Raw genomic sequence first — 15,184 nt, forward strand, 5'->3', positions numbered from 1 at the left:
TCAAGGAGGTGCCGCGGATGGCCGGTCCATCCCCCGCCGTCACCACTCTGACGGGTGAAGAGCCAGCGCTCCAGGCCGTCCTGCTGGACATGGACGGCACCCTCGTGGACACCGAGGACTTCTGGTGGGACGCCGAGGTCGAGGTCTTCGCCGAACTGGGGCACGAGCTGCGCGACGAGTGGCGCTCGGTGGTGGTCGGCGGACCGATGTCGCGCAGCGCCGGTTTCCTGATCGAGGCCACAGCGGCCGACATCGGTCTCGAGGAGCTCAGCGTGCTGCTGAACGCCAAGTTCGTCGAGCGGCTGGAGCGGGGCGTCCCGCTGATGCCCGGCGCCCGCCGCCTGTTGGCGGAGCTGTCCGCGCACCGTATCCCCGCCGCGCTCGTCTCGGCCTCGCACCGCACCGTCGTCGACAGGATGCTGACCTGGATCGGCCCCGAGCACTTCGCCTTCACCGTCGCGGGCGACGAGCTGGCCCGTACCAAGCCGCACCCCGACCCGTATCTGACCGCGGCCCGCCGGCTGGGCGCCGATCCGGAGCGCTGCGCGGTGCTGGAGGACACCGCCACCGGTGTCGCCGCCGCCGAGGCCGCCGGCTGCCATGTGGTGGCCGTGCCGTCCCTCGCGCCGATCGAGCCGAAATCCGGCCGCACCATTGTGAGTTCACTCGAAGAAGTCGATCTCGAATTCCTCCGTTCGCGGATCATGGTCGTCCGCTGAGCGGACGACTTCCGTCCGGAACCTGTATTTCGCAGACCGCTTTTCGCGGACTGCGGAAACCCGCCCCGCGGGCCTGGACCGAGCCCGGCGCCGGGGTGGAATTGGCTGAACTCGAGTGTCCGGTGCCGAAATTGGTCCAGTGATGTTCGTCACGCGCTGCCCCTCGACGGCAGGGCGAAGGCGTGGTGCGCCTGGGGCTGGTGGGGAAATTGTCCTTCCCTTGTGTCCCTATTGGTGGAATGAAGCGAAGATCGTCCCAGCGTCCGGATAGCGGACGGGAAGCCCGTGGTTTCTGTCCGTGAAACCGTTTCCGTGGCCCGCGCTTCGGGAGCGACCGGAGTAGACCATTAATGTCGGTGTACCGGCCATTCCTCCCTGCAGCAAACCCTGGCCGGCCGAGGAGATCGTCGACCATGAACCGTAGAACTGTGGTGCTGCCCGCGCTTGCCGCCGGGCTGCTCACGCCCCTGCTCGCCGGGTGCGGGTCCGAGAAGGGCGGGAGCGCCGGCGGCGATGCGATCGTCGTCGGTACGACGGACCACTTCGCGGTCGGCAAGAACGCGCCGGCCCCGTTCGATCCGGCGGCCGCGTACGACGTCGCGGCCTGGGGGGTCATGCGCAACACCTTCCAGACGCTCCTGCGCTTCCCCCGCACCGGCACCACCCCGGTAACGGACGCAGCCGGGGAGTGCGGCTTCCTCGACGCGAACAACGAGCAGTACCGCTGCACGGTGCGCAAGGGGCAGACGTTCTCCAACGGGCACACGCTGGATGCCGAGGACGTCGAGTTCTCCCTGCGGCGCCTCAAGCGCATCAACCACAAGGGCGGCCCCGCCGTCCTCTTCAGCAACCTGGCCGGCGTCCGGGCCAACGGGAAGAACGAGGTCGTCTTCCGCCTCAAGAAGCCCGACGCGACCTTCCCGTACAAGCTGACCACCCCGGCCGCGGCCATCGTCGACAGCGAGACCTACCCGGCCGACTCCCTCACCAAGGGCGACCAGCTCACCGGCTCGGGCCCCTACGCGCTCGAACACATTGACGCCAAGTCCGCGGTGCTGGCCAAGAACCCGCACTACAGCGGCCGCCTGAAGCTGCACAACAGCAGGATCGAGCTGCGCTTCTTCGACCGTGCCGAGGGCATGGAGAAGGCGCTCAAGTCCGGCGACATCGATGTCATGGGCCGCACCATCTCCCCCGACCAGGTCAGCCGGCTGGACGAGGCCCAGGACAAGGGCATCGAGCTGGTCCAGCAGCCCGGCCAGGAGATCCGCTACCTCGCTTTCGACACCGACGACGGGACCGTGGGCAAGAAGGCCGTCCGCCAGGCCATCGCTCGGCTCGTCGACCGCAAGAAGATCGTGCGGGACGCCTACGACCGCAGCACCGAGCCGCTCTACAGCATCGTGCCGGCCGGGCTGCCCGCCCACCGCAACTCGTTCTTCAACAAGTACGGCGACCCCAGCAAGGCGGCGGCCGAGCGGACCCTGCACGCCGCGGGCATCGACAAGCCCGTCAAGCTCACCCTCACCTACACCACGGACCACTACGGCGACGCCACCGCCGAGGAGTTCGCCGCCCTCAAGAAGCAGCTCAACGACAGCGGCCTCTTCGATGTGCGCATCAAGGGCGTCAAGTGGGACCGGTTCCGCCCCGCGGCCACCGACGGCAAGTACCAGGTATTCGGCTACGGCTGGTACCCGGACTTCCCCGACGCGGACAATTTCGTCGCCCCGTTCTTCGAGAAGGACAACTTCCTCGGCTCGCCGTACACCAACCGCGAGATCCGCGACGAGCTCGTCCCGCGGACCCGACGCCAGACCGAACGTTCCGCCACCACGGGCGCCTTCGGCCGCGCCCAGGACATCGTCGCCGAGGACGTGCCCATTCTCCCGCTCTGGCAGGGCAAGCAGTACCTGGCGGCCCGCGACGACATCACCGGCGTCGAATGGACCCTCAACTCCTCCTCGGTGCTCCAGCTGTGGGAGCTGGGCAGGGGCCAGACGGACTGAACCGTCCAGGGCCAGGGGGCCGCAAGGCCCCCGGCCTCGCCCCCGCTACGGGAGCAGGGGGCAGGCCGCAGCCCCGGGGTCCGGGGGCGCTCCGGGTCCGGGGGCCGCAACCCGCGTCCGGCCGCCGGCTCAGGACGAACCGGGCCGCACCAGTCCGCTCTCGTACGCGTACACCGCCGCCTGCACCCGGTCGCGCAGCCCCAGCTTGGTCAGCACATGGCCGACGTGCGTCTTGACGGTCGTCTCGCTCACGAAGAGGTCAGCCGCGATCTCCGCGTTCGACAGCCCGCGCGCCACCAGCTTGAGCACCTCGACCTCACGCTCGGTCAGCTGATGCAGCGTGTCCGGCACCGGCTCCTCGCCCGAGGGCAGCTTGCCCGCGTACTTGTCCAGCAGCCGGCGGGTGATGCTCGGCGCCAGCATGGCCTCGCCCGCCGCCACCACCCGGATGGCCTGCACCAGCTCGCCGGCGGGCGCGTCCTTGAGCAGGAACCCGCTGGCCCCGGCGCGCAGCGCCTCGACCACGTACTCGTCCAGGTCGAAGGTGGTCAGGACCAGGACCTTCGCGGGTCCGTCCTTCGCGGGCCCGGTGATCCGGCGGGTGGCCTCGACCCCGTCCATCCGGGGCATCCGGATGTCCATCAGGACCACGTCCGGCTGCAGGGCACGCACCTGGTCGAGCGCCTGCAGGCCGTCCCCCGCCTCACCGACCACCGCTATGTCCTGCTCGGCCTCCAGAATCATCCGGAAGCCGGTGCGCAGCAGCGGCTGGTCGTCGACCAGCAGAACGCGGATTGCCACGGGAACTCCTCAAGGGGACGGCAGCGGTCGCCCCATTCTCACTCAGCCCCCGAGGCTGTGGCCCGCTGCCCCTTCGGAGTCCGAGGCCGAGTCGGACGCCGAGTCGGCGGCAGACTCCGCCGGGCCGGCAGCCGACGCCGGGCCGGCAGCCGACGCCGGGTCCGCAGCCGGCGCCGGGCTCGGGTCCTGGTCCGGCTCCCGGGGCTCGGGAAGCCGTGGCTGGATCGTCAGCGGATACGGCGGGGGAGTGCCGCCGAACTCCGGACAGTGCGCCTGGTGGTCGCACCAGCCGCACAGCTTGCTCGGCCTGGGGCGCCAGTCGCCCGTCTCCGTCGCCCGCGTGATCGCGTCCCACAGGGCCAGCAGCTTGCGCTCGGTGGTCTGCAGATCGCGCTCGTCCGGGTCGTAGGTGAGCACGTCGCCGCTGCCCAGGAAGACGAGCTGCAGGCGCCGGGGCACCACCCCGCGCAGCCGCCACAGCACCAGCGCGTAGAACTTCATCTGGAACAGCGGGCCGTCGGTGTACTCCGGACGGGGCGCCTTGCCGGTCTTGTAGTCGACGATCCGCACCTCGCCGGTGGGCGCCACATCGACCCGGTCGATGATCCCGCGCAGCCGCAGCCCCGAATCCAGCCGCGCCTCCACGAACAGCTCCCGCTCCGCCGGCTCCAATCGGGTGGGGTCCTCCAGCGTGAACCACCGCTCGACCAGTGCCTCGGCCTCCGCGAGCCACTGCGCCAACTGGGCGCCGTCGGAGGTGTCCTCGGCGAACAGCTCGGCCAGCTCCGGGCGCTTGGCCAGCAGCCGCTCCCACTCCCCGGCCACCATGGCCCGCGCCCGCCGCGCGTCACGCTCCTGCGCCGGGGCGTCGAACAGTCTTTCAAGTACCGCATGCACCACCGTCCCCCGGGTGGCGGCTGCCGAAGGCTTCTCCGGCAGTTTGTCGATCACCCGGAAGCGGTAGAGCAGCGGGCACTGCATGAAGTCCCCTGCCCTGGAGGGCGACAGCGAGGTCGGCGGTGTGGCCGCGCTGGTTCTCATGGGGTAAGACCCTACGGGCCACTACTGACAGCGGACACTTACCATCGACGGCAGACCCCCTCGCATCGGTGATCGCCAACGTGAAGACGACCGGCAGCCGCGCGGCGCGGCGGGGCGCGAGGGAAGCAGCAGAGGGGAACCCGTGGCGGACGAGGACAACGACGGGAGGCCGCGGTCCGGCGGCTCAGGGCAGGGGAGCGGCCCGGGCCCCGAGGAGCCCCAGCGGCGCCGCCAGCAAGTCCCCCGCAAGCCGGTGCGTCCCGCGCCACCCGGCGGCGGCATCCTGATGGGCCGTCCCTTCGGGGTGCCCGTCTACGTGGCACCCTCCTGGTTCCTGGTCGCCATCCTGATCACCTGGGTCTTCGGCGGCCAGCTCGACCGCGTGCTGCCCGAGCTGGGTGCCGTCCGCTATCTGATCGCGCTCTTCTTCGCCGTCGCCTTCTACGCCTCCGTGCTCGTCCACGAGCTCGCGCACACGGTCGCCGCACTCCGTTTCAAGCTGCCGGTGCGCCGTATCCAGCTCCAGTTCTTCGGCGGTGTCTCGGAGATCGAGAAGGAGTCGGAGACCCCCGGCCGCGAATTCGTCCTCGCCTTCGTCGGCCCGTTGCTCTCCCTGGCCCTGGCGGGCGTCTTCTACGGGGCGATGCGCACGGTGGAGCCCCGCAGCGTCCCCGGCGTACTGCTGGCCGGACTGATGCTCTCCAACCTCCTCGTCGCCGCCTTCAACCTGCTGCCCGGCCTCCCGCTGGACGGCGGCCGGATGCTGCGCGCCATCATCTGGAAGATCAGCGGCAAGCCGATGACCGGCACCGTCGCTGCCGCCTGGATCGGCCGGGCGCTGGCCGTCACGGTGCTGATCGGCCTCCCGCTGGCCACCCACGCGGGCGGCTTCGCGCGGGACCGCGTCAGCGGCACGGACTCCCTCACCGACGCGCTGCTCGCCGCGATCCTCGCCGCGATCATCTGGACAGGGGCAGGCAACAGCCTGCGGATGGCCCGGCTGCGCGAACGCCTCCCGCAGCTGCGCGCCCGTACGCTGACCCGGCGTGCCGTCCCCGTGGAGACGGACACCCCCCTCTCCGAGGCGCTGCGCCGGGCCAACGCGGCGGGCGCCCGCGGACTGGTCGTCGTCGACGGCAGGGGCGACCCGCTCTCGCTGGTCCGGGAGGCCGCCATCGCCTCCGTGCCCGAGCACCGGCGCCCCTGGGTCGCGGTCAGCACCCTGGCGCAGGAGCTGAAGGAGGGCATGCGGGTGCCCGCCGAGCTGGCAGGGGAGGACCTGCTGGAGTGGCTGCGGGCCACTCCGGCCACCGAGTACCTGGTGGTGGAGGAGACCGGCGAGATCTACGGGGTGCTGTCCACCGCCGATGTCGAGCGCGCGTTCGTCCAGGCCATGTCCAAGCGTCCTGACCAGGACGGCGTCAAGCCCTCCGGCTGACCCGGCCGGCCTGCCTGCCCGGGCCCGCAACCCTCCGCGCGGCCGTGCCCAGCGGACCGGCTAGGCTGTGCGTATGTCCGAACCGACCGGTGCCGCCCGCCGTCGCGGGCCCTTCAAGGTCGGGGACCAGGTCCAGCTCACCGACCCCAAGGGACGCCACTACACGATCACCCTCGAAGAGGGAAAGAGCTTCCACACCCACAAGGGAGCCTTCCCCCACGACGAGCTGATCGGTGCGCCCGAGGGGAGTGTCGTCCGTACCACCGGAAACGTCGCCTACCTCGCGCTGCGTCCACTGCTCCCCGACTATGTCCTGTCCATGCCGCGGGGAGCCGCCGTCGTCTACCCCAAGGACGCCGGCCAGGTGCTCGCCATGGCCGATATCTTCCCCGGCGCACGCGTCGTCGAGGCGGGGGTCGGCTCCGGCTCGCTGAGCACCTTCCTGCTCCGCGCCATCGGCGACCAGGGCATGCTCCACTCCTACGAGCGCCGTGCCGACTTCGCCGACATCGCCCGGCAGAACGTGGAGCGCTACTTCGGCAGCCCGCACCCGGCCTGGACACTCACCGTCGGTGACCTCCAGGACAACCTCAGCGACACCGACGTGGACCGCGTCATCCTCGACATGCTCGCCCCCTGGGAGTGCCTGGAGGCCGTCTCCAAGGCCCTGGTGCCCGGCGGCATCCTGTGCGCTTATGTGGCCACCACCACGCAGATGGCGCGCATGGTCGAGTCCATCCGCGAGTTCGGGACGTTCAACGAGCCGCAGGCATGGGAGACGATGGTGCGCAACTGGCACATCGAGGGCCTCGCCGTCCGCCCCGACCATCGCATGATCGGACACACCGGTTTCCTGCTCACCGCACGCCGGCTGGCCGACGGTGTCGAGCCGCCGCTTCGCCGCCGGCGCCCGGCGAAGGGCGCGTACGGGGAGGACTACACGGGGCCGGGCAGCCAGTCCGGGGGCGGCCGGGCGTAGGGACCGCCCGCGGGAGGGGGCGCCACTTGGTGCTCCGCGGGCGAACCCGGGTGCCGAGCAGCGGCGTTGGGCCGGCGCAAAAGGACCCCACCGTTCCGCGGCAGTGTGACCTGTGGCACGATGCGAAGCGCTCCGCTTCCGCCTCGTCCTGCACAGGAGTCACCCCGCGTGACGGAACTGCCGCACACCCGTAGCCGCGCCCTCCACTGGCTCGCCACCGCAGCAGCCCTCGCCGCCGTGCTCGGCGGTACGGCCCTCCTCCAGCCCGCGACCGCCACCCCCGCCACCGCTCCCGGCCGGGCCCCCGACCCGGAGCGCGCCCGCTACCCGCTGGACTGCGGGCCCGCCGAAGCGGGGGTCGACGTACTCGACAAGGCCGCCGCCGACTTCGACGGCGACGGCGCGCGGGAGACCGTCGCGGTCGTCCGCTGCCAGGCGCGCGGAGGCACCCCGCCCAGTGCGGTCTTCGTGCTCACCGGAGCGCCCGGGCAGCCGCGGATCGGCGCCACCCTTGTCGAGCAGCGCGAGGGGATGTCGGTCGACGACCTCGCCGTGCGGGGCACCGCCATCTCCGCCACCCTCCTCGGCTACTCCTCGGCCGATGTGCCGCGCTGCTGCCCCGACAAGCGACGCACGGTCAAGTGGGAGTGGAGCCAGGGCAAGTTCGCCCTCCGTCCAGGGCCGGTGGCGGGCGGTGGCGTCAGCGTCTGACGGGTGGCGACGGCGGCCCGCCGGCCGCCCGGCGGGAGCCGGTGCCTCGGGCCCCGCTCGGGCCGAAATAGTGCGGCCCTTGAAGGGTGTTGAACGCCGCGACACCGCAACCGGTCACATACCCGTCGCTTTCAGATGGTTGTGGGTGGGTATTCCCAGTCCTGAGGGAGTGCGCAAGGGTGAAGATCGGACACACCCCGACCGTCTTTGTGATCTAGGGGTTTCAACCCGCACCGGCCCAGGTAGGGTCGAAGCGTCCAGCTCCCCCTGGAGGAGGTGAGGACCGTGGCAGCCCACGACGACGACACCAACCGCGGCATCCGGCCCGGTCGGGGTTCCGAAGACCCGTCCGGCCAGATCGCCTACCTTGAGCAGGAAATCGCCGTCCTGCGCCGCAAGCTCGCCGACTCTCCGCGGCACACTCGTATTCTCGAGGAGCGGATCGTCGAGCTGCAGACCAACCTGGCCGGTGTGTCCGCCCAGAACGAGCGGCTCTCCAACACGCTCCGCGAGGCGCGTGACCAGATCGTGGCCCTCAAGGAAGAGGTCGACAGGCTCGCCCAGCCGCCGGCCGGCTTCGGCGTCTTCCTGCAGGCCAACGAGGACGACACGGCCGACATCTTCACCGGCGGCCGCAAGCTGCGGGTGAACGTGAGCCCCAATGTCGACCTGCAGTCGCTCCAGCGCGGCCAGGAGGTCATGCTGAACGAAGCGCTCAACGTGGTCGAGGCCATGGAGTTCGAGCGCGCGGGTGACATCGTCACCCTCAAGGAAGTACTCGACGACGGAGAGCGAGCGCTGGTCGTCGGCCACACCGACGAGGAGCGCGTCGTACGCCTCGCCGAGCCGCTGCTGGGCACCACGCTGCGGGCCGGGGACGCCCTGCTGCTGGAGAGCCGCTCCGGCTACGTCTTCGAGGTCGTGCCCAAGAGCGAGGTCGAGGAACTGGTCCTCGAAGAGGTCCCCGACATCGACTACACCAAGATCGGTGGCCTCGGCGGACAGATCGAGCAGATCAGAGACGCTGTCGAGCTCCCGTACCTGTACCCGGACCTCTTCCGGGAGCACGAACTGCGCCCGCCCAAGGGTGTCCTGCTCTACGGCCCGCCCGGCTGCGGCAAGACACTGATCGCCAAGGCGGTGGCCAACTCGCTGGCCAAGAAGGTCGCCGAGGTGACCGGCAAGCCCCAGGGGAAGAGCTACTTCCTCAACATCAAGGGCCCCGAGCTGCTCAACAAGTACGTGGGTGAGACCGAGCGCCACATCCGGCTCGTCTTCCAGCGGGCCCGGGAGAAGGCCAGCGAGGGCACGCCCGTGATCGTCTTCTTCGACGAGATGGACTCCCTCTTCCGCACCCGCGGCTCGGGCGTAAGCTCGGATGTGGAGAACACCATCGTCCCGCAGCTGCTCTCCGAGATCGACGGTGTGGAGGGCTTGGAGAACGTCATCGTCATCGGTGCCTCGAACCGCGAGGACATGATCGACCCGGCGATCCTGCGCCCCGGCCGGCTGGATGTGAAGATCAAGATCGAGCGTCCGGACGCCGAGGCCGCCAAGGACATCTTCTCGAAGTACCTCACGCCGAACCTGCCGCTCCACGCGGACGACGTCGCGGAGCACGGCGGCAATGTGGAGGCCGCCTGCGACGCCATGATCCAGTCGGTCGTCGAGCAGATGTACGCGGAGTCGGAGGAGAACCGCTTCCTCGAGGTCACCTACGCCAACGGGGACAAGGAAGTCCTCTACTTCAAGGACTTCAACTCCGGCGCCATGATCGAGAACATCGTCGGCCGGGCCAAGAAGATGGCCATCAAGGCGTACCTGGACCACAACCAGAAGGGTCTGCGCGTCTCCCATCTCCTGTCGGCCTGCGTGGACGAGTTCAAGGAGAACGAGGACCTGCCCAACACCACCAATCCGGACGACTGGGCCCGCATCTCCGGCAAGAAGGGGGAGCGGATCGTGTACATCCGCACCCTCGTCACCGGCAAGCAGGGTGCGGACACCGGTCGCTCCATCGACACCGTCGCCAACACGGGTCAGTACCTGTAACGAGGATCGAGTCCGGCTGCGGGACCCCGGGCGGGGCACCCGCAGCCGGATTGTTTCCCGGAGCACCAAGGAAGTCCGCAGAGTGATCTCCCCACTCCAGTGCGTGCGGCATAGGCTCTTCCCTACCGCCGCGAAGCGCAGTGCGCAGGAGGGGGCCGCACACGGGACGGATGCGCAGCGGGACTTGGACGGTGGTCCACCGGCGGGCCGCCGTCAGGCAAGGAGGGTAGCGTGACCGTACGGCGCGTAATGGGTATCGAGACCGAGTACGGCATCTCCGTGCCCGGTCACCCCAACGCCAATGCCATGCTCACCTCGTCCCAGGTCGTCAACGCCTACGCGGCGGCGATGCACCGGGCGCGCCGCGCCCGCTGGGACTTCGAGGAGGAGAACCCGCTGCGGGACGCCCGCGGCTTCGACCTGGCACGCGAGTCGGCCGACGCCAGCCAGCTGACGGACGAGGACATCGGCCTGGCCAACGTCATCCTCACCAACGGAGCCCGGCTCTACGTCGATCACGCGCACCCCGAGTACAGCGCCCCTGAGGTCACCAACCCCCGGGACGCGGTGCTGTGGGACAAGGCGGGCGAGCGGATCATGGCGGAGGCCGCCGAGCGCGCGGCCGAGGTTCCCGGCACCAGCCCGATCCACCTGTACAAGAACAACACCGACAACAAGGGCGCCTCCTACGGCACGCACGAGAACTATCTGATGAAGCGGGAGACCCCGTTCTCGGAGATCGTGCGGCACCTGACGCCCTTCTTCGTCTCCCGGCAGGTCGTGTGCGGCGCCGGACGGGTGGGACTGGGCCAGGACGGCAGCGAGCACGGCTTCCAGCTCAGCCAGCGGGCCGACTACTTCGAGGTCGAGGTCGGGCTGGAGACGACGCTCAAACGGCCCATCATCAACACCAGGGACGAGCCGCACGCGGACGCCGAGAAATACCGGCGGCTCCATGTGATCATCGGGGACGCCAACCTCTCGGAGGTCTCGACCTACCTGAAGCTGGGCACCACCTCGCTGGTGCTGTCCATGATCGAGGACGGCTTCATCGCCGTCGACCTCGCCGTCGACCAGCCGGTCCGCACCCTGCACCAGGTCTCCCACGACCCGACACTCGAACGGCTGATCACTCTCCGCAACGGCCGCACCCTCACGGCGGTACAGCTCCAGATGGAGTACTACGAGCTGGCCCGCAAGTACGTGGAGGAGCGCTGGGGCGCCGACGCCGACGACCAGACCCGGGACGTGCTGGCCCGCTGGGAGGACGTGCTGGGCCGGCTGGAGCGCGACCCCATGAGCCTGGCCGGCGAGCTGGACTGGGTCGCCAAGCGGGAGCTGATGGAGGGCTACCGCCGCCGCGACCAGCTCGACTGGGACGCCCCCAGGCTGCACCTGGTGGACCTCCAGTACGCGGACGTACGCCCCGACAAGGGCCTCTACAACCGGCTGGTCTCCCGTGGGAGCATGCAGCGGCTGCTGTCCGAGGCGGAGGTCAAGGAGGCCACCTTCAAGCCTCCGGAGGACACCCGGGCCTACTTCCGTGGCCGCTGCCTGGAGCAGTACGCCGACGACGTGGCGGCCGCGTCCTGGGACTCGGTCATCTTCGACCTGCCCGGCCGTGACTCTCTGCAGCGGGTCCCCACCCTGGAGCCGCTGCGGGGTACCCGTAACCACGTCAAGGAGCTGCTCGACCGCTGCCGCACCGCGGAAGAGCTGGTGAAGGTGCTTTCGGGCGGCTGAATCGCGGCTATTCGGTCCCCGGTCCGGGAATCATCGAGGTGGTTGCCGGACGTTGTATCAACGAAGGAGCCGATGTCAGTCCCGGCTTGTAGGGTCTGATCTTGTACGTTCCGCGTACACCACCGAACCGAGCGGGGTGAGGGAAATGGCGACCAAGGACACCGGCGGCGGACAGCAGAAGTCCACGCGCCACACCGAGGAGACCGAGGAGCAGACCCAGGACGCGCAGGTCTCCGAGGACCTCAAGGAGCGCCAGGAGGCGCTCTCGGACGACGTGGACTCGGTGCTGGACGAGATCGACGACGTGCTCGAAGAGAACGCCGAGGATTTCGTGAGGTCATTTGTGCAAAAAGGTGGCGAATGATCTGAATGTCCGATTCGGGGGAGCGGAAGAAGTGCTCGCGATGTCGGCAGGCGCTACCGCTTGACTCTTTCGCTCGGAACAAGGCGATGAAGGGCGGTCGTCAGGCGTACTGCCGGAAGTGCTCCGCTGGGTACTACCGGCAGCGCCAGGCGGCTTCCGGGCGCACAGTGCGCGAGAAGTTCCCTGTGCCCCGAGGTCATAAGCGTTGCCCGCAGTGCAAAGAGGTGAAGCCGCATTCCGCGTGGGAGCGAAACAAGGCGACCTCCGACGGTTGGGCCAGCTATTGCCGAGAGTGCAGGGCCGAACGGAACCGAGAGTCATATTTCCGTCGCAAGTACGGTATGACCGTGGAGCGGCGGACAGCTCTGCTGGACGAGCAGTTCGGTATCTGCCCGATCTGCCTCAAGCCCGGTCCCGAGCATGTGGACCACGATCATGAGACGGGTAGGGTCCGGGGCGTACTGTGCTTCAGCTGCAATGCGGCGCTGGGGCAGTTCAGGGACCGGCCGGACGTCATGCGGCGTGCGGCCGCCTACGTGGAAGGAAACGTGTGGAAGCCGAAATTGGTAGCACCGGGCGTCTACCGGCTGCCTTCCTGACGCCGGGATCGTCCTCCTTCATGGACTTTCTGTCAGCTCACGCCCCCGAGCAGCTGCCGGGCAATCGGCCGCTGCCCCCCGTGGAGGGTGCCGTGCAGGCGCCGCACGGGACCACGATCGTGGCCGCGACCTTCGCCGGCGGCGTGGTGCTCGCCGGGGACCGGCGGGCGACGATGGGCAATGTCATCGCGCAGCGGGACATCGAGAAGGTCTTTCCCGCCGACGAGCACTCCGCCGTGGGGATCGCGGGCACCGCGGGCCTGGCGGTGGAGATGGTGAAGCTGTTCCAGCTGGAGCTGGAGCACTTCGAGAAGGTGGAGGGGTCCACGCTCTCCCTGGAGGGCAAGGCCAACCGCCTGTCCACGATGATCCGCAGCAATCTGGGCATGGCGATGCAGGGGCTGGCCGTGGTGCCGCTGTTCGCCGGGTACGACCTGGACCGCGGCAAGGGCCGCATCTTCTCCTACGACGTGACCGGTGGCCGTTCCGAGGAGCAGGGCTTCGCCGGTGTCGGCTCCGGCTCGGTCTTCGCGCGCGGCTCGCTCAAGAAGCTCTACCGCGACGAGATGACCGAGGAGCAGGCCGCCACGGTGGTACTCCAGGCGCTCTACGACGCCGCGGACGACGACTCGGCCACCGGCGGCCCGGACATGACGCGCCGTATCTACCCGATCGTGGTGGCGATCACCGAGGACGGCTACCGCAGGCTGAGCGAGGAGGAGGTCTCCGGGCTGGCGCAGACGGTGTACGACGGCCGCCTCCGGCTGCCCAACGGGCCGCAGGCCCCCGTCTCCTAGAGCACTCATTCGGACAGGAAGGGACGGATAGCCGGTGTCGACGCCGTTCTATGTGTCACCCCAGCAGGCAATGGCGGACCGCGCCGAGTACGCCCGCAAGGGCATCGCGCGGGGGCGCAGCGTGGTCGTGTTGCAGTACGCGGACGGCATCGTTTTCGTCGCCGAGAACCCCTCTCGGGCACTGCACAAGGTCAGCGAGATCTACGACCGGATCGCCTTCGCCGCGGTCGGCAAGTACAACGAGTTCGAGAATCTGCGGATCGGCGGTGTCCGCTACGCCGACCTGCGCGGCTACACCTACGACCGCGAGGATGTCACCGCGCGCGGTCTGGCCAATGTCTACGCCCAGACGCTGGGCACCATCTTCTCGGCGAACGCGGAGAAGCCCTATGAGGTGGAGCTGATCGTCGCCGAGGTGGGCCCGGCCCCCGAGGACGACCAGATCTACCGGCTGCCGCACGACGGTTCGATCGTGGACGAGCACGGCTCGGTCGCCGTCGGTGGCAACTCCGATCAGATCGGCAGCTACATGGACCAGCGGCACCGGGAGGGAATGTCGCTGGGCGAAGCGCTCAAGCTCGCCGTCGAAGCGCTCAAGCGGGACAGCAACGGCAGTGAACGGACGCTGACAGCGGAGCAGTTGGAGGTGGCCGTGCTCGACCGTTCGCGCCCCCAGCGCCGCAAGTTCAAGCGCGTGCCCGCCGGCCAGGTGGCCCGCCTCCTGGAGGAGACCCCGGCGCCGGAGAGCACGGAGGACGAGAGCGAGGGCGGCGAGGAGAAGTAGAGCCCGTTCCCCGCGCCCCGTCAGGGGCGCGGGAGGCCGCCGGAAGGGGAGGGCCCGGTCGACCCGCGCACCACCAGTTGTACCGGCAGCCGGGCCGGTTCCACCTGCTGACCGTCCAGCACGGCCAGCAGGGCCCGCATGCCCGCGGCCCCCACCCGCTCGGCGGGCAGTCGCACGGTCGTCAACTCCGGCTCCACGGCCGTGGCCAGCGCGACGTCGTCGATCCCGGTCACCGACACCTCCTCCGGCACCCGCAGCCCGAGCCGCCGCGCGGCCTTCAGAGCGCCGACCGCCAGCAGGTCGTCGTCGCACACGAGTGCGGTCGGCGAGCCTTCGGCGGTGTCGGCGGCGTGCGGCCCGTATGCCGCCGTCAGCACCTGGGTGGCCGCCTCCAGCCCTCCCGCGACGCTCAGCGGCCCGCGCGCGGCGCCCACCAGCGTGGCTCCGTTGGCGTGCAGCTCCTCCTCCAGCGCCCGGGCCCGCACCTCGAAGGTCCAGGAGTCCACATCGGCCGCGATATGGGCGATCCGGCGGTGGCCCATGTCCCGCAGGTGGGCCACCACCTGCCGGATGCCGTCGGCGAGATCGACGTTGACGGTGGCGTCGCAGGCGCCCTCGTCGCTGTCCAGCATCACCAGCGGCAGTCCCTCGCCGCGCAGCGCCGTGAGGGCCTCCGGGGCCATCGAGGAGGCGATGACGCCGTCGAGCGCGGTACGCGCCGAGGCGAACGGGTCGGGGGCCGCGTCGATGCCTTCGGGTGAGGGGTAGAGGACGAGGCCGAAGTCGTGCGCGCCCGCGACCTCGGCGGCTCCCCGGTGCACGGTGGCGAAGAAGTCGTTGGTGAGCGCGGGCACGACCAGTAGCGCCGTGCGGGTACGGCCCAGCCGTAGGGTGCGGGCCGCCAGGTTGGGCCGGTAGCCGAGCTCCCGCGCTGCGGCGCGGACGGCCTCGGCGGTGCGCGTGGAGACCCGGCCCTCCCATTTGCCGCCGAGCACGAGCGAGACGGTGGCCTGGGAGACGCCCGCCGCGCCGGCCACGTCATGGCCGGTGGGCCTGCCGCGGCCCTGCCGGGTGCCATGGTCCCCGGCGGCCGGTGCGTGTCGTCCTGGCACGGAAAAACTCCTTCACCGCTGCTGCCCTGGCATGG

General features: G+C 69.9%; 14 protein-coding genes. 11 read left to right on the plus strand and 3 right to left on the minus strand.

Annotated features, from left to right (window positions below; genetic code table 11):
* Nucleotides 1-17: 17 nt before the first annotated feature.
* Nucleotides 18-719: an HAD family hydrolase gene (locus tag JW592_RS09440; RefSeq protein ID WP_209264491.1), complete on the plus strand. Its 702-nt coding sequence runs from the start codon at nucleotides 18-20 to the stop codon at nucleotides 717-719.
* Nucleotides 720-1,132: 413 nt separating this feature from the next.
* The gene (locus tag JW592_RS09445; RefSeq protein ID WP_209264492.1) at nucleotides 1,133-2,728 is read left to right on the plus strand and encodes an ABC transporter substrate-binding protein; all 1,596 of its coding nucleotides are present in this window, start codon (nucleotides 1,133-1,135) and stop codon (nucleotides 2,726-2,728) included.
* A 129-nt stretch (nucleotides 2,729-2,857) separates the two neighbouring features.
* Here JW592_RS09445 and JW592_RS09450 read toward each other — a convergent pair whose 3' ends face one another.
* Together JW592_RS09450 and JW592_RS09455 are read right to left on the minus strand one after the other, a co-directional pair.
* Nucleotides 2,858-3,529: a response regulator gene (locus JW592_RS09450; RefSeq protein WP_209264493.1), complete on the minus strand. Its 672-nt coding sequence runs from the start codon at nucleotides 3,527-3,529 to the stop codon at nucleotides 2,858-2,860.
* Nucleotides 3,530-3,571: 42 nt separating this feature from the next.
* Entirely contained in the window at nucleotides 3,572-4,570 is a 999-nt protein-coding gene (locus JW592_RS09455; protein WP_209264494.1) for a RecB family exonuclease, read from the minus strand.
* Nucleotides 4,571-4,712: 142 nt separating this feature from the next.
* Between JW592_RS09455 and JW592_RS09460 the strand changes: the two genes are divergently transcribed.
* The 9 genes from JW592_RS09460 to prcA all read left to right on the plus strand — a co-directional run bounded on the left by JW592_RS09460 (nucleotide 4,713) and on the right by prcA (nucleotide 14,037).
* Nucleotides 4,713-6,008 carry a site-2 protease family protein gene (locus JW592_RS09460; RefSeq protein WP_209264495.1) on the plus strand — a complete coding sequence of 432 codons (1,296 nt, stop codon included), beginning with the start codon at nucleotides 4,713-4,715 and terminating at the stop codon, nucleotides 6,006-6,008.
* A gap of 73 nt (nucleotides 6,009-6,081) precedes the next feature.
* A complete protein-coding gene (locus JW592_RS09465; RefSeq protein ID WP_209264496.1) occupies nucleotides 6,082-6,987 on the plus strand; it encodes a tRNA (adenine-N1)-methyltransferase in 906 nt (301 codons plus the stop codon).
* 168 nt (nucleotides 6,988-7,155) lie between these two features.
* Complete coding sequence (locus JW592_RS09470) at nucleotides 7,156-7,698, plus strand: hypothetical protein (RefSeq protein WP_209264497.1); 543 nt, start codon at nucleotides 7,156-7,158, stop codon at nucleotides 7,696-7,698.
* 285 nt (nucleotides 7,699-7,983) lie between these two features.
* A complete protein-coding gene (gene arc, locus JW592_RS09475; RefSeq protein WP_209264498.1) occupies nucleotides 7,984-9,750 on the plus strand; it encodes a proteasome ATPase in 1,767 nt (588 codons plus the stop codon).
* Between the two features lie 231 nt (nucleotides 9,751-9,981).
* Complete coding sequence (dop, locus tag JW592_RS09480) at nucleotides 9,982-11,493, plus strand: depupylase/deamidase Dop (RefSeq protein ID WP_307805352.1); 1,512 nt, start codon at nucleotides 9,982-9,984, stop codon at nucleotides 11,491-11,493.
* A 145-nt stretch (nucleotides 11,494-11,638) separates the two neighbouring features.
* Nucleotides 11,639-11,857 carry a ubiquitin-like protein Pup gene (locus JW592_RS09485; RefSeq protein ID WP_209237354.1) on the plus strand — a complete coding sequence of 73 codons (219 nt, stop codon included), beginning with the start codon at nucleotides 11,639-11,641 and terminating at the stop codon, nucleotides 11,855-11,857.
* A gap of 86 nt (nucleotides 11,858-11,943) precedes the next feature.
* Complete coding sequence (locus JW592_RS09490; RefSeq protein ID WP_307805357.1) at nucleotides 11,944-12,456, plus strand: endonuclease VII domain-containing protein; 513 nt, start codon at nucleotides 11,944-11,946, stop codon at nucleotides 12,454-12,456.
* On the plus strand, nucleotides 12,408-13,253 hold the full coding sequence (prcB, locus tag JW592_RS09495) for a proteasome subunit beta (RefSeq protein ID WP_209264500.1): 846 nt from the start codon (nucleotides 12,408-12,410) through the stop codon (nucleotides 13,251-13,253). The genes JW592_RS09490 and prcB overlap by 49 nt, the downstream gene beginning before the upstream one ends.
* A 34-nt stretch (nucleotides 13,254-13,287) precedes the next feature.
* On the plus strand, nucleotides 13,288-14,037 hold the full coding sequence (gene prcA, locus JW592_RS09500) for a proteasome subunit alpha (RefSeq protein WP_209264501.1): 750 nt from the start codon (nucleotides 13,288-13,290) through the stop codon (nucleotides 14,035-14,037).
* Nucleotides 14,038-14,057: 20 nt separating this feature from the next.
* Here the strand turns inward: prcA and JW592_RS09505 are convergent, their stop codons facing one another.
* Nucleotides 14,058-15,149, minus strand: coding sequence for a LacI family DNA-binding transcriptional regulator (locus JW592_RS09505; protein WP_209264502.1), 1,092 nt, complete (start codon nucleotides 15,147-15,149; stop codon nucleotides 14,058-14,060).
* Nucleotides 15,150-15,184: the final 35 nt, after the last annotated feature.

The organism is Streptomyces spirodelae, assembly GCF_017676385.1.
In the GTDB taxonomy this organism is placed as follows: domain Bacteria; phylum Actinomycetota; class Actinomycetes; order Streptomycetales; family Streptomycetaceae; genus Streptomyces; species Streptomyces spirodelae.